Source organism: Psychrobacillus sp. (genome assembly GCF_032154225.1).
Taxonomy (GTDB): Bacteria; Bacillota; Bacilli; order Bacillales_A; family Planococcaceae; genus Psychrobacillus.
On the sequence record NZ_JALDYF010000019.1, the window covers coordinates 58,078 to 71,661 of the forward strand.

General features: G+C 36.3%; 17 protein-coding genes and 1 rRNA gene. 7 read left to right on the plus strand and 11 right to left on the minus strand.

The window, feature by feature from the left end:
- The first annotated feature begins 60 nt into the window (after positions 1-60).
- The 5 genes from desA (at position 61) to RUH95_RS18245 (ending at position 4,378) form a co-directional block, all read left to right on the plus strand.
- The gene (gene desA, locus RUH95_RS18225; protein ID WP_313894328.1) at positions 61-1,113 is read left to right on the plus strand and encodes a Delta(5) desaturase DesA; all 1,053 of its coding nucleotides are present in this window, start codon (positions 61-63) and stop codon (positions 1,111-1,113) included.
- 186 nt (positions 1,114-1,299) lie between these two features.
- Positions 1,300-2,430, plus strand: coding sequence for a sensor histidine kinase (locus RUH95_RS18230; protein ID WP_313894329.1), 1,131 nt, complete (start codon positions 1,300-1,302; stop codon positions 2,428-2,430).
- A 2-nt stretch (positions 2,431-2,432) separates the two neighbouring features.
- Positions 2,433-3,032 (plus strand): response regulator, encoded by a 600-nt coding sequence (locus RUH95_RS18235; RefSeq protein WP_313894330.1) that lies wholly within the window; start codon positions 2,433-2,435, stop codon positions 3,030-3,032.
- Positions 3,033-3,132: 100 nt separating this feature from the next.
- Complete coding sequence (locus RUH95_RS18240) at positions 3,133-3,648, plus strand: RNA polymerase sigma factor (RefSeq protein ID WP_313894331.1); 516 nt, start codon at positions 3,133-3,135, stop codon at positions 3,646-3,648.
- A 1-nt stretch (position 3,649) separates the two neighbouring features.
- A complete protein-coding gene (locus RUH95_RS18245) occupies positions 3,650-4,378 on the plus strand; it encodes a hypothetical protein (protein ID WP_313894332.1) in 729 nt (242 codons plus the stop codon).
- A 35-nt stretch (positions 4,379-4,413) separates the two neighbouring features.
- Here RUH95_RS18245 and RUH95_RS18250 read toward each other — a convergent pair whose 3' ends face one another.
- The 7 genes from RUH95_RS18250 to RUH95_RS18280 form a co-directional block, all read right to left on the minus strand.
- Positions 4,414-5,211, minus strand: coding sequence for a metallophosphoesterase (locus tag RUH95_RS18250; protein WP_313894333.1), 798 nt, complete (start codon positions 5,209-5,211; stop codon positions 4,414-4,416).
- Between the two features lie 24 nt (positions 5,212-5,235).
- Positions 5,236-5,859, minus strand: a complete 624-nt coding sequence (locus RUH95_RS18255) for an NAD(P)-dependent oxidoreductase (protein WP_313894334.1) — start codon at positions 5,857-5,859, stop codon at positions 5,236-5,238.
- Between the two features lie 100 nt (positions 5,860-5,959).
- Complete coding sequence (locus RUH95_RS18260) at positions 5,960-6,238, minus strand: hypothetical protein (RefSeq protein WP_313894335.1); 279 nt, start codon at positions 6,236-6,238, stop codon at positions 5,960-5,962.
- A 107-nt stretch (positions 6,239-6,345) separates the two neighbouring features.
- Entirely contained in the window at positions 6,346-7,050 is a 705-nt protein-coding gene (locus tag RUH95_RS18265) for a CBS domain-containing protein (protein ID WP_313894336.1), read from the minus strand.
- A gap of 20 nt (positions 7,051-7,070) precedes the next feature.
- On the minus strand, positions 7,071-7,853 hold the full coding sequence (locus RUH95_RS18270; protein WP_313894337.1) for an ABC transporter permease: 783 nt from the start codon (positions 7,851-7,853) through the stop codon (positions 7,071-7,073).
- Positions 7,850-8,752, minus strand: coding sequence for an ABC transporter ATP-binding protein (locus tag RUH95_RS18275; protein WP_313894338.1), 903 nt, complete (start codon positions 8,750-8,752; stop codon positions 7,850-7,852). The genes RUH95_RS18270 and RUH95_RS18275 overlap by 4 nt, the downstream gene beginning before the upstream one ends.
- Entirely contained in the window at positions 8,749-8,946 is a 198-nt protein-coding gene (locus RUH95_RS18280) for a PLDc N-terminal domain-containing protein (RefSeq protein WP_313894339.1), read from the minus strand. The genes RUH95_RS18275 and RUH95_RS18280 overlap by 4 nt, the downstream gene beginning before the upstream one ends.
- A 166-nt stretch (positions 8,947-9,112) precedes the next feature.
- Between RUH95_RS18280 and RUH95_RS18285 the strand changes: the two genes are divergently transcribed.
- Positions 9,113-9,697, plus strand: coding sequence for a GNAT family N-acetyltransferase (locus RUH95_RS18285; RefSeq protein ID WP_313894340.1), 585 nt, complete (start codon positions 9,113-9,115; stop codon positions 9,695-9,697).
- The gene (locus RUH95_RS18290) at positions 9,698-10,597 is read left to right on the plus strand and encodes an EamA family transporter (RefSeq protein ID WP_313894341.1); all 900 of its coding nucleotides are present in this window, start codon (positions 9,698-9,700) and stop codon (positions 10,595-10,597) included.
- A 26-nt stretch (positions 10,598-10,623) separates the two neighbouring features.
- Here the strand turns inward: RUH95_RS18290 and RUH95_RS18295 are convergent, their stop codons facing one another.
- From RUH95_RS18295 to rrf, 4 genes are all read right to left on the minus strand, one after another.
- On the minus strand, positions 10,624-11,019 hold the full coding sequence (locus RUH95_RS18295) for a hypothetical protein (protein WP_313894342.1): 396 nt from the start codon (positions 11,017-11,019) through the stop codon (positions 10,624-10,626).
- Positions 11,020-11,092: 73 nt separating this feature from the next.
- A complete protein-coding gene (locus RUH95_RS18300) occupies positions 11,093-12,472 on the minus strand; it encodes a sensor histidine kinase (RefSeq protein WP_313894343.1) in 1,380 nt (459 codons plus the stop codon).
- The gene (locus RUH95_RS18305) at positions 12,469-13,146 is read right to left on the minus strand and encodes a response regulator transcription factor (RefSeq protein ID WP_313894344.1); all 678 of its coding nucleotides are present in this window, start codon (positions 13,144-13,146) and stop codon (positions 12,469-12,471) included. Before RUH95_RS18305 ends, RUH95_RS18300 begins: the two co-directional genes overlap by 4 nt.
- Positions 13,147-13,358: 212 nt before the next feature.
- A 5S ribosomal RNA gene (rrf, locus tag RUH95_RS18310) occupies positions 13,359-13,474 on the minus strand.
- Positions 13,475-13,584 lie beyond the last annotated feature (110 nt).

The window sequence follows — 13,584 nt, forward strand, 5'->3', positions numbered from 1 at the left end:
CTCCTAATAGCAGTATTTCATTATAGTTAAGATAATGATTCTGTCTAGGAGGAATAAGTTGTGAGTAGAGAAAAAACGCTTGAATTACGTAAAAATGTAAAGCCTTTTGAAAATTCTGAACTAAAGAAGAGTATTTTTCAACTTATTAATACAGTCCCACCATTTTTCATCCTGTGGTTTTTAGCTTACTTAAGCTTAGATGTTTCCGTTTGGTTAGCAGTAGCCTTAGCTGTTGTCGCAGCCGGATTTGTCATTCGCATCTTCATCATTTTCCATGACTGTACGCATGGTTCTTTCTTCAAAAATAAGAAAGCAAACAATATTACTGGGACAATCACTGGGATTATCACATTATTTGCGTATGAAAAGTGGAAACGCGAGCATAATATCCACCATGCAACAAGCGGTAACTTAGACAAACGCGGTGTCGGCGATATTTGGATGATGACTGTAGACGAATATGTAGAAGCTTCTCCGATGAAGCGATTTTCTTATAGACTTTATCGCAATCCAATCGTGATGTTTGGCTTTGGTCCAGCATTATTATTTTTAGTAAGTAATCGTTTTAACAATAAAGATGCTCGCAAAAAAGAGCGTAACAATACGTATTTGATAAACGTTTCGGTAGTTGCTTTATACGCACTAATGATTTGGTTAATCGGATGGCAAGCATTTGCTATCATTCAAGGTACGATTCTTTTCGTAGCTGGTGCATTAGGCATTTGGTTATTCTATGTACAACATCAATTTGAAGATTCTTATTTTGAAGATGAAGCAGACTGGGACTATGTAAAAGCTGCAGTCGAAGGAAGCTCTTATTACAAGCTGCCAAAATTATTACAATGGGTAACTGGAAATATTGGTTTCCATCATGTGCATCACTTAAGCCCAAGAGTTCCTAACTACAACTTGGAAAGAGCACATGAATCTACTCCACCTTTACAAAAAGCAACAACGATCAATCTTCGTAAAAGCTTAGAATCGATTCGCTTCCGTTTGTTTGATGAAGAAAACAAAAGTTTTGTAAGCTTTAGAGAAATTAAACATTTGCTTAAAAACTCTAAAAATGCTGTAAAATTAAGCGCAAAGAGCACAAGTATCGAAAGCAAATAGGCTTTATCTAAAGAAGAAACCATTCCAATTTAGACAGGAATGGTTTTTCCTTTATAATAAAGAAAAGCAGAAGCGCCTATGCCTGCCCCGAGGGGCTTGGCGTTATGGCTAGACAATTACTAAGTATGAAAGCTTATACTTTCTTAATTTGCTAAGATACACATATGAATTAAAGAGGTGTCGCAATTGCCAAAATGGTATCAAATTCTTCCGAAGTATCCTTGGCTAAGTATTTATGCATGGGCTATTTTTTTCATCCTTCCTTTCTTTTTTATTTTTAAATCTTCTGCATTAGGTGGAATTATTTTTGGACTAATCGCTACTGCATTGTTTTTTATTGCTTATCGAATATCATTTACTTCCACTGGGTGGTTTTTATACGTATGCGTACTTATTGAAATTGCAATTAGCGTTATGATGACTTTTTTGTTCGGCTATATATACTTTTCTATTTTCCTTTCTTTCTTTATCGGCAATATCCAGCAAAAGGTTGGGTTTTTCATTATTTATAGCCTGCATTTAGTAGCAACTATTGTAGCTGTAATTATTGGATTTATATCGCAGACGGAATTATTCCTTTCTCATCTTCCTTTCTTATTAATTTGTTTAATCGGTGTGATTTTATTGCCATTTAACACTTATAACCGAAACAAAAGGGAGCTGCTAGAAGGTCAACTAGAAGATGCTCAAAAACGAATCTCTCAGTTTATCATAATAGAGGAAAGAGAACGTATTGCACGTGATTTACATGATACACTTGGACAAAAACTTGCACTTATTGGTTTAAAAAGTGACTTGGCAAATCGTTTAATAGAAAAAAACCCTCAAGCTGCCAAAAATGAAATTAATGATATTAATCAAACAGCTCGATTAGTTTTAAAGGAAGTACGCGAACTTGTTACGAATATGCGAGGCACTAAATTAGAAGATGAGTTATTTCGTATTAAGCAAATTTTACTTGCTGCGCAAATTTCCTGCAAAGTAAGTGGATCTCCTAAACTCTCCAATACTCCTCTACTCGTTGAAAACTTGCTAAGTATGTGCTTAAAGGAAGTCGTAACTAATGTAGTAAAGCATAGCAAAGCTACTTCTTGTTCGATTTCGATTAAGCAGTCAGCAAAAGAAACTGTTTTGAAAGTGCATGATAATGGAGTAGGATTAAATATACAAACAGATTGGTCCAAGGGACATGGACTTCGTGGGATAAAAGAGCGTTTAGAATTTGTAAATGGCAGCTTAGATATACATACAAAGCATGGGACGACGCTCAATATACGCGTCCCTAACGTTATTCAACAAACGACACAGGAGGAATGATCATGATTCGAATTGTTATTGCCGAAGACCAACGAATGATGTTAGGAGCCCTTGGTTCTCTTTTAGATTTAGAAGAGGATATGGAAGTTGTTGGGAAAGCTAGCAATGGTGAAGAAGCACTGAAGTTAATCCATATGCTAAAACCAGATATATGTATTATGGACATTGAGATGCCGATTAAAAGTGGCCTCGATGCTGCGGAAATGTTAATGGAAGATCCATGCAAAGTAATTATATTAACAACCTTTGCAAGATCGGGTTATTTTGAACGAGCGCGAAAAGCAGGCGTCGGTGGATATTTATTGAAGGATAGCCCTAGCGAGGAGTTAGCTAATTCAATCCGAGTTATTATGGACGGTCGCCGTATTTATTCGCCTGAACTTGTTGATATTGCACTGGAGGGCGAGAACCCTTTAACAGAACGGGAAAGCCAAGTGTTAGAGTTGATTGCCGATGGAAAAAACACAAAAGAAATTGCCAGCGAGCTCTACATTACAACCGGCACAGTCCGAAATTATATTTCCGTTATATTAGACAAACTAGACGTTGGCAATCGGATCGAAGCAATTGCTCGATTTAAGGAAAAAGGCTGGTTTAAATAAAGAAAAAACTGCTTAAAGTAAAAACTTTAAGCAGTTTTTTTATTTCCACTAAACTTATCGCCTTCTTTATGGGTATATATAAGTGAAAGGAGTGAAAAAAATGAACGAAGATATATTTAAGAAAATAAAAAAAGGAAATAAAGAGGCATTCCGTCATTTGTACGATGAATACGTAAATTATGCCATCCGAACAGCAAAAGCAATTACACGAAATGAGGAGCTAGCAAAGGATGCTGTTCAGGAAACTTTTATCCGTGTATATAGAAATATATCGTCTTATAATTCCACGCTTTCATTTGGCGCATGGTTTTATCGTATTTTGGTCAATGAATGCAATCGACTATTAAATAAAGAAAAAAAGACTATACCTATTGATCCGTCTTCAGTAGAAATGTTGGAAGCATCAAAAGAAGATGCTACAGATTTATACGAAATTATTCAAAGCATGTCTGACCTGTACCGGATTCCACTTCTATTAAAATATATACAGGGATTTTCAGAAAAAGAAGTTGCCGAAATTTTAGATTTGAACCAAAACACGGTGAAATCTAGGTTATTTAACGGCCGAAACTTATTAAAAGATCAATTAGCGCTGATTGAAATGGGGGGAAAATGAAATGGACCAAATGGATGAACGAGCAAAAAAAGAAATTCTCAAGCATACAGAGGATTCTTCTAATACATTACAAGAGGATATTTGGAATCACATAGATCAAGAGCTCTTCCAAGAAAAAAAGGGGAAAAAGAAGTCTAAGATTATTCCTATTATTATTGTGGCAGCAGCTGTCGTAACACTATTGTTTAGCACACAAACAGACACAGGGATGGCATTTATTAAACAGATAAAAGATCTTTTTGTGCCTGAGAAACAAATAACGCAAAGCATCGAAGGCACGGAAGAGGAAACGGACGTCATCTTGCAAGAAGGAAAAAACTCAGAATATATCATTTATATCGATGAGGAAAGATACAAATTAGTACAAGGTGAAACCTTTGATATTATTACAACAAAAGAGCCATTAGAAGAAAAATATCCAGAAGTTTCTATGAAAATCGAGCAATTCAAGGATAAAACTTCCGAAGAAATGCTCGCTATGTTAGAAGTAAAATTACCTACTGAATACACAAATGTAACTGCAACAGAAACAGTACAGGACCCATTAGAAGGCTATAAACTTCATGGAATTTCTGGTTCTTCATGGGACAGTCCCGTCACTAATGTGTACATCTTAGATAATAAAAACGGTGGCAGCTTTGTCATTACGGAAAAGTATTTCTTAGAAGCAGCAGAAGGTCATGGAGCAAGATTTTATGCAATGTTACAACAATTCGAGATTATACAGTAGACTTATTACACAATAAAAACCCCGAGTAGGGGTTTTTATTTTGAAAGTAGTGTCACAACAACTATTTCAGGCGTATTAAAAATTCTTACTGGAATAACACTATTACCCAATCCCCTACTTACAACCATACTTGTTTCATTTTCCTCGTATACACCTGCTGTATACTTTGGAAATAAACCTTGCCCTGGTGCTACAAGTCCGCCTAATCCAGGAATTCTAAACTGTCCACCATGCGCATGGCCGGAAAATACTACATCCAATCCATTTTTCACGTAATCTGAAAACGTCTCTGGCCGATGTGAAAGTGTCAATGTAAAATTATCTTGCTGTTCAAATATACTTAGTGCCTCTGCAACAGGTACCCCAGCGAGTGGATCTTCGATACCAATAATACGTATCGATTCTCCTTCTTTTTCGACTACTGTTTCTTCATTCGATAAAACAATAACACCTAACTCAGAAAGAGAAGTTTTAATATGTACTACATCATTTGTCGCAATTTCATGATTTCCGGTCACATAGTATATAGGTGCAAGGGAAATGAGCTGCTCCACTAAATCTAAGCTATTTTGTAGGTCATATCGATTGCTGTCTATGAGGTCTCCTGTTATAAAAATGAGATCCGGTTTAGCAGTCTCGATTTTTTTCAGCAGTTTTGATTGTCTATCCCCAAATGTTGCATCATGCAAATCGGAAACTTGAATAATTTTCAAGCCATCAAATGCAGGTGGTAAATTTTCCGACTCGATTGTTATTTCCGTTGTTTGAATCCATTTGTTCCCGGTGTATAATACTACCGCTATTACACCTAAAAGTACGAGCCACTTTTTCATATAATTACTCCTAAATTGAATATCTTACTTCGGGCTCATCAAGCCTACTCGATACCCAACATGCTCTTTTTTTACCAATTCGTTGTATGCGAACAAAGCCACATCGCCTGTTGTACTTTGAACCGCACCTAACGGTAGTAGATTGCGTTCTACTATATACGCATCTGTTTCAGCCCCTGTTGGTAAATAGGTTGGGCATACGATTGTCCAATCTAAACCAGAAGTATTTAAAAGATCATATACTTTATGATGCTCTTTAGCTGCTACGGTTGATTTGCGCTTTGATTCAGCTGATTGATATTTTAGCAAATTTTGATTTTCACGACTAATTAATATGCCCGCTGTTCCAATAGTGACGATTCGCTTAATATTAAGTTTCGTCATTACGTAAATAATATGCGTAATCGATTCCGTTAATACAGTAGATTGATCGGTCCCAAGTGCGCTTATAACTGCATCTGCACCTGAAATTGCCTTCTCCACATCTGCTCTCACACAAGCATTTCCTTGTATAATAGTTAATTGGGAATGTGTTTTTAACTTTTCTGGAGTTCGTACCAGCACCGTCACTTCATATTTATTTTCCAACAGCAACGAAAGCACTTCATTACCAACACGACCAGTCGCTCCAAATAATACTATCTTCATAATGGTACTCCTTTTTAATATTCATTTAAAAAAGTACCCCTGCTGTCCATAACAGAGATACTCCACTTGTCTTAAATTGTTATTTCCCAAGAAATATTATTTAATATGAACTAAATGAAAAAAACAATGCCATTAAAGCACCATAAAAAATAACAACAAGTACTATACTAATAGCCATCCAAATAAGGGATGCTCGTGCATAATTACGTCGTGGATCTGGATTTCCAAAGCCCCAAATAAATAACATAACAATATTCACAACCGGGATAATCATAATAAGCATTGTAATAAGCCAATTACCTACAGTCATTTCACTTGCAGTTTCTTGACGAGCACTGTTTTGATACCCTTGCTCTTTTTCTGTTTCATAAGATTCCATACAAAATCCCCCATTCCATATTATATATGACATTTTTATTGCTACTTTCATTCTACTTTAAATTGTCTTAAAATATATGTCATTTTTTGAAACTAGGGGGATTTATTTTAGTCTACTTGCAGCATATTCATCGGGGTAATAATCCCGAGTAACTTTTCACTCGATTTTCCAGTATCCGTTATAAGCAACGCTTCTAAACGACGTCCCTTAGCAATCGCGATTTTGAACATTTCTTCCGCTCTATAAATAGAAGCATCGCTTTTTATAAACTGGTGATTTTCTCTACTGTTTTCATATTCCAGTATCTCATCTAAAGTCGTTTTTTTCCTAGAAAAAGATTCCGAATCAACTGTGCTTGCTAGCCACTTCGTTATACCAACTGGCGTAATCAATCCCCTAAACTCTGTGCCATCATAGACGGGAAATTGGTTATACTTTCTTTCCTTAATAACTTTCAATGCATAGCTTAATGAATCTGTTCCTTGAAAAGTAGTCACTTTCGTTTGGAATGCTTCTCCTACGGTTATTGGTTTCGTTAAAGTAGCTGAAATTTCTTCCATTATCAAAACTACATCATCATGAGGCTCTGCAATTGCATATTCGGTCGATGTGCGGTGATGTATAATGGCGTTGCGCAAGTCCCCGTATTCACGTAAATCCGCTTCATATTTCCTAATAATGGCACTCTTCTTTTTTGCCAAATCAATCAATCGGAAAAAAGATAGATGCTCTTGTATTTCGGTAATATCTTTCATTGCTTCGTTTATTTTATTATAAGCCGTGATAAATCGATCTGAATTACGAACTTCCATCTACCTTCACCTCACATCTCTTATATTTTTGCTTTTGCTACATTTCTTTTAGCAAAAAATACTGCACCAATAATAAGTACGACACTCACAAGAATTGTGACGACTAAGCTCCATACAAATGGTGTTACATCCGCACTTCCGGTTAAAACATACCCTGCATACATCGGCAATTTATATGGGGAGATTGTCCAATATGTCCCGAGCAGACCATCGATTAATTGCGCAAATATAACAAGTAATAACGAAACTGCTGATGCTATTCCTGTTGAAAAAACTGCACTAGAAAACAACACAATGCTAATCACAAACAATAACCACACAATATACGTTCCTAAAAATCCGATAAATGAACTTGCATCCACAGCTCCAAAAAGAATATACGTATAATATAGACTTGCCAAAATTCCAAGAATTACACTACCAATTACAATAATACTCATTATAAATAGTTTACTACTTACATAGCTAAAATACGAAATCGGACGAACATATAGCAAAGTAGCTGTTCCATTTTTTCGTTCTCTAGCAATAATTCCTGCAAATCCAAGCGTTACTACAAGCATTCCGATAATTTGATATTGCCCGATTGTCGTCATTAAGATTTGCTCTGGTGTAAATTCAGGTAATTGAAAAACTGCTCCATCTGGCATATTTCCTACTGCACCTAATATTTGTGGTAAATAATAATTCATCAAAGGTTCCGTTATACCTATCAATAAAAACACTAATGGAATCCAGAGAATTTTAAAATTACGTACATTTTCTCTCCACTCTTTTTGAAATAAAACCGAAAAATTTGTCATACGTTATTCACCACCTGTAGGAAGATTTCTTCTAAACTAGCCGATGCTCGTTCTACCTTCAACACTTGTAAATGACTATTTGCAAGCTCAAGCAATACTTCATTCATCGCTGGTTTTGCATCTTCAATATGAATAAACGCAATCGAACCTTCCTGTCTTGCTGGCCATGGAGATGCTTCCACAAATTGAGCAGCTTCTTCACTATCTTGAAAATACATTTTATACATCGGGTTTTCAAACTTTTTACGAACTTCTTTTAACGAGCCTTGCTCTACTAGTTGACCTTTTCGTAAAAACAACAACTGATCCGTCATTTCCTCTGCATCATTTAAAATATGTGTCGAATACAAAATCGTTGTTGTAGCTTGTAACTTCTTCAATAAATTCATAATTTCTCGTCTACCAATCGGATCTAACGCGGACACAGGCTCATCTAGCAATAATAATGCTGGCTTGTGCACAATTGCTTGCGCTAATCCTAAACGCTGTCTCATCCCGCCGGAGAAAGTTCCTGTCTTTTTATTTAGCACACTACTTAGTCCAACAAACTCTAACGTTTTTATCGCTTCTTGTTTCGCTAATTTCGCATCCACTCCACTAAGCTTCGCTGTCATTTCTGTAAACTCCAACGCTGTTAACCACGAGTAAAACTGGGGATACTGTGGAAGAAAACCAATCTCTTTACGAATATCCGCAGCAAGCACACCATCTAAAGCAATCATTCCTGTTGTTTGCTTCAATAATCCAGCAAGCATAGACAACGTCGTCGTTTTCCCTGCTCCATTCGGTCCGATTAATGCCGTAGATGTGTTTTTATTCAATGAAAATGAAACATGATCTACCGCTACTTCACTTCCATATGCTTTTGTTAAAGCTTCAACATGTAATAAAGTGTTCATTCATTTCGCCTCCCTACAATGAAATAGATAATTGGTCCAAGTAAATTCCCCAAAATAATAATGATTGCCCAGAGCCACTTCGGTCCATTTGTACTTCTTACTCGAACGAGATCAATAATTGCTACTATAACTAAAACAAGCTGAATAACTAGTAATGGCAAAATAAGCATCCAAGGAATTGAATCAAAACTCATTATACTTCCCCCTTTATTTGGTTTCTTCTATTCTACTACATATAGAACAAAAAGGTTTCAAAAAGTTTTTAACTTTTCTAAATTAATTCTAATTTTATTGAAAGGCGTTGAATTAATAACTTTTTTGGCTGTTATGTTATAATTATAAGTTGGAAGGTGATTGAAAATGGATATTTTAATAAGAAAAGCTCGACAAGAAGATGCACAAGTTGCAGTTCCGCTCATAATGGAAGCCATTGGCGATATCTCTATGCAAATGACCGGAGAAACGGAAGAGGCTGCAATTACAAAAGAATTCATCAATTTATTTACACGCACGGATAATAGACATTCCTATTTATACACGTACATTGCAGAGATGGAGGGCAAAGTTGCCGGTGTACTCGTATTTTATTCTGCTGAACAGGTAATTACGCTAGATGCAAATTTAGAGGATTATCTTTCTGCTAAAAAAGGTACTACGGTCAAAATAGATTCTGAAACTTTACCAGGGGAATGGTATATAGACACAGTAGTCGTCGATCCTACTTATCGTGGACATGGTATTGGTACAAAACTTTTAACATTCTCCGAGCAATTAGTAGCAGGTTTCGGTGGTGGAAGTTTATCTCTAAATGTAGAGACAGAAAAAGATGCCGCTATTCGATTGTATAATCGTCTTGGATTTACTACGATATGTCCTTGGACAATTATTGGAGAGCCTTTTCATCATATGGTGAAAACAGTTGGGCCACACGAGGGAGTAGAGTAAATGAAATTATGGATTTACCCTCTTATGGTGGTTTTTGCTGCTAGCTGCTACGGTACTTTATCGACAATGGTGAAACTTGCAATTGGAGAAGGTTATTCAGCTTCTGAAGCGATTTCTAGTCAATATATAATCGGGTTTTTATTGGCAACAGTATTATATATGGCAACACAGAGAAAGCTTCCACGTTTCCATGGTGGTTTTAAAGTTATTCTATTAGCTGGTATTTTTACTGCTGCAACAGGAATTGTTTATGGACAAGCGCTTATTTATTTACCTGCTTCTCTTGCAGTTGTTATGTTATTTCAATTTACATGGATTGGAACGCTTATTGACTGTATTGTGAGAAGACGATTGCCGACAAGACCAGAGTTTATCTCTCTGCTGGTCCTATTTGTAGGTACAATTCTAGCTGCTGGTGTCCTCGATGTTGACTTGAGTGGAATTGACTGGAGAGGCTGGGTATATGGATTTGCCGCTGCCGTGACATTTGCTCTTAATATGAACATCAATGCAAAACAAGTCGATGGAATGAATACGACAACACGTTTATTCCTCGTTTCTTTTATTGCAATGATTATGATTGCCCTGTTCCAAACACCGGAAATTGTATGGAACGGCAAATTATTTACGGAATCCTTGTTTATCTATGGGCTAGCCCTTGGTTTGCTTGGTATAATTATTCCAATTTACTTTTTTGTCATTGCTGTACCGAAAGTTGGAGGAGCAATGTCCTCTATTTTAAGCGCAATGGAACTACCAGTTGCCGTTATGGTTTCTGTTATCGTGTTAAGCGAAACGTTATCGTGGCTGCAAGTTGTTGGTATACTCGTTATTTTAACTGGTATGACCATTCCAACTTATGCAGATATACGGAAAAAGAAAAAGCTGAAGGTTGTCTAATGACAATTCCTTCAGCTTTTTCTATTTTACTTAGTTTGTTTTTCTATTTTGTATGTTACAAGAACAAAAATGGCAAAACTAATAAGTAGTATTGTACCGCCTACAATATATGCTATTAAAGCAAAGGTTTCACTAATATTAAACGGCTGTAAAAATTGTAAGTACATACCCGCAGTTAACCCAACTGCCCCTATTATAGCTGTCCAACCATGCACCGCTACTAACTTTGGTGATGTGATTTTAAACACACGATAAAACAGTCCGTATACAAATAATGATAACCAACCAACTAACAAAATATGTGCATGAATTGGGCGTAACGCGTATGAACCCGCCCCTGCCATATGAGATCCAAGGTATGCACCTAGTAAACCAAAAAGTGCTCCTGCTCGTATAAACCGTAAACTCCATTTTTCTTGCATATCAAATTCCCCCTATTTTTCCGCTTGTAAGGTAACTATACATGATAAAGATGAACGGAAGGTGAACGGCAAATTACAGCTTATTTAGTTGAACAATTACTTTCGTTCCATGTGGCTCAACATTTTCAAATGAAAGCATCCCACTATGCGACACTACTACCTCTTTTACAATAGATAAGCCTAATCCACTTCCTTCTACTTGTGTCGATCTTGCTGAATCCTCACGGTAAAATCGTTCTGTCCACTGTTCATAGTTCGTGTCCTTTTTCCCAATACCAGTATCTTGGATAATAACTTTAATATATGCTTCAGCATCTTCCATTTTAACTTGGATCTCACCAGGGGAATGATTATACTTAATAGCGTTGGAAATAAGATTTTCCCATACATACTCCAAAAGTTCCGTGTCTCCTTGAATCTCCGTCTCTTTTAATTGCATTGAAATAGAAATACCTTTTTCATCTAATAACCATCTAAACTTTTGGATAACCTGTTTTAGTTGCTCATCCAACCGAAATACTTCTTTTTTTGCACGATTATTAGATTGATCGAATGATGTTAAGAGCAATAACTGCTTCGTTACACTAGATAGACGTTTTGCCTCTTTTTGAATAATAGCTGTATATTTTAGTTTGTCAGACATACTCAATTGTTCATTTTCAAGTAAAGTCGCATATCCCTGTATATTTAATAAAGGCGTTTGAAAATCATGAGATACCCGAGAGATAAACTCATTTTTATATTGGTCACTTGCTTCTAATTGCTTCGCCATATTTCGAAAACTATCCGCCAATTGACCAATTTCATCCCTTTGATAAACTGGAATTGGCACTTGGAAGTCTTCATTTGCAATTTTATACGTCGCCTTCGTTAACTTCGCCAAAGGATCAATCATCTTTTTAGCTACGATTAACATTGATATAATGCTAATAACAACCATCGCAGCAGCAAGGCCCCCTAAGAGCAAATGTATTTCATTAAATAAAAACTTGATATTGGGCCTTTGAAACAGCGCATACTTTTTATCCTCAAACGAAAAAGGTACTCCCACAGTATTCGTTAATTCATTTGAAAAATAGCCTGTTAGAAATGTTTCTTTCGGGAACTCACGCATCCCATGATATATTTCTCCATCCAATACTTTATCTACAATAGACTGGCTAATTTCTTGCAAACGAAAAGGTCCACCAAATGCTCTTCTTTCTCCTTCTTCACTTACAACGTATATTTGGTATCCCGTTTCTCCAATAGCCCGTAAAAGAGGATCTAGGCTAGTTTCATTCGATGATTCAATGAATCCCACAATCGATTGTGCAACTAGCACATTTTTGGTATCATTTTTCTCTTTTAAATTCTGATGATAAAAAGTATTTACTATTATAAATCCACTAGTTCCGCTTATAAACATTATAAGGAGCGTCATCCAAACAAATTTACTATATAAAGTTCTCATATTTTTGTTCCTTCTAATTTATATCCAATTCCACGAACTGTCTTAATTTCAACATTCGTAAGGATTTTAGAAAAACGCTCACGTATCCTTTTTATATGTACACTTAGCGTTTGTTCATCCCCTTCAAAGTCTATTCCCCACACCGCTTCTATTAACTGATCACGCGTAAATACATGATTCGGTTTCGAAGCTAGCTTAGATAACAATTCAAATTCTTTTAATGGAAGGACGAGTGTCTCGTCTCCAACTTGAACCTCAAAACTCTTTCGATTAATTAACATATTTCCAACTTGAATATTAGCATCACTTGTTTTATCATACCTTCTTAAAATTGCCCGAATACGAAACAACAGCTCTTTCGGTTCAAACGGCTTCACTAAATAATCATCGGATCCTGCTAAATATCCTTTTTCTTTGTCTTCTAAACGTCCTTTTGCCGTTAGTAATAAAACTGGAAAATCATATTGCTCTCGAATTAGCTTTGTTAGAGCTAGACCATCCATCACAGGCATCATTACATCTACAATAGCTAAGTCCGGTATTTCTTTTTCTATTGAGTCTATTCCTTCCTGACCATTCGTAGCTTTTATGACTCGGTATCCTGTCTGTGACAAATAGATAGATATTAAATCTAGTGTATGTACATCGTCGTCTACTGCTAATATTACAACCAAAGATAAGGCCCCCTCTATTTTTATACTAATACTTCATATTGTGTCTGTTTCTAATCAAATCAGCAAGTAAAACATGCAGTAGAGCATTTAAAAACCATGATAAACGACAGATTGATTTGAGAATTCTCTTAAAGCATCCGGTTAACTAATATTTCTCTCATAAACGACAAAAAAGCCGCTACCGATTAACTCGGTAACGACTTTTTATTTGTGCCCAGCGACGTCCTACTCTTGCAGGGGGAAACCCCCAACTACCATCGGCGCTGAAGAGCTTAACTTCCGTGTTCGGTATGGGAACGGGTGTGACCTCTTCGCCATCATCACTAGACTTGTTCGGCTTCCAATACACTTTGCATTGCGTTGCGTCTTGAAACCCTCTTTTGTAGAGTGTTTGTTCACTCAAAACTGGATAAACGACAATTGAAACAAGTAAATTCA

Excerpts from the sequence above, each read along its gene's own strand:
- RUH95_RS18235 (WP_313894330.1), top strand. The coding sequence starts at position 2,433 with ATGATTCGAATTGTTATTGCCGAAGACCAACGAATGATGTTAGGAGCC.
- RUH95_RS18240 (WP_313894331.1), top strand. The coding sequence starts at position 3,133 with ATGAACGAAGATATATTTAAGAAAATAAAAAAAGGAAATAAAGAGGCA.
- RUH95_RS18245 (WP_313894332.1), top strand. The coding sequence starts at position 3,650 with ATGGACCAAATGGATGAACGAGCAAAAAAAGAAATTCTCAAGCATACA.
- RUH95_RS18250 (WP_313894333.1), bottom strand. The coding sequence starts at position 5,211 with ATGAAAAAGTGGCTCGTACTTTTAGGTGTAATAGCGGTAGTATTATAC.
- RUH95_RS18255 (WP_313894334.1), bottom strand. The coding sequence starts at position 5,859 with ATGAAGATAGTATTATTTGGAGCGACTGGTCGTGTTGGTAATGAAGTG.
- RUH95_RS18260 (WP_313894335.1), bottom strand. The coding sequence starts at position 6,238 with ATGGAATCTTATGAAACAGAAAAAGAGCAAGGGTATCAAAACAGTGCT.
- RUH95_RS18265 (WP_313894336.1), bottom strand. The coding sequence starts at position 7,050 with ATGGAAGTTCGTAATTCAGATCGATTTATCACGGCTTATAATAAAATA.
- RUH95_RS18270 (WP_313894337.1), bottom strand. The coding sequence starts at position 7,853 with ATGACAAATTTTTCGGTTTTATTTCAAAAAGAGTGGAGAGAAAATGTA.
- RUH95_RS18275 (WP_313894338.1), bottom strand. The coding sequence starts at position 8,752 with ATGAACACTTTATTACATGTTGAAGCTTTAACAAAAGCATATGGAAGT.
- RUH95_RS18280 (WP_313894339.1), bottom strand. The coding sequence starts at position 8,946 with ATGAGTTTTGATTCAATTCCTTGGATGCTTATTTTGCCATTACTAGTT.
- RUH95_RS18285 (WP_313894340.1), top strand. The coding sequence starts at position 9,113 with ATGGATATTTTAATAAGAAAAGCTCGACAAGAAGATGCACAAGTTGCA.
- RUH95_RS18290 (WP_313894341.1), top strand. The coding sequence starts at position 9,698 with ATGAAATTATGGATTTACCCTCTTATGGTGGTTTTTGCTGCTAGCTGC.
- RUH95_RS18295 (WP_313894342.1), bottom strand. The coding sequence starts at position 11,019 with ATGCAAGAAAAATGGAGTTTACGGTTTATACGAGCAGGAGCACTTTTT.
- RUH95_RS18300 (WP_313894343.1), bottom strand. The coding sequence starts at position 12,472 with ATGAGAACTTTATATAGTAAATTTGTTTGGATGACGCTCCTTATAATG.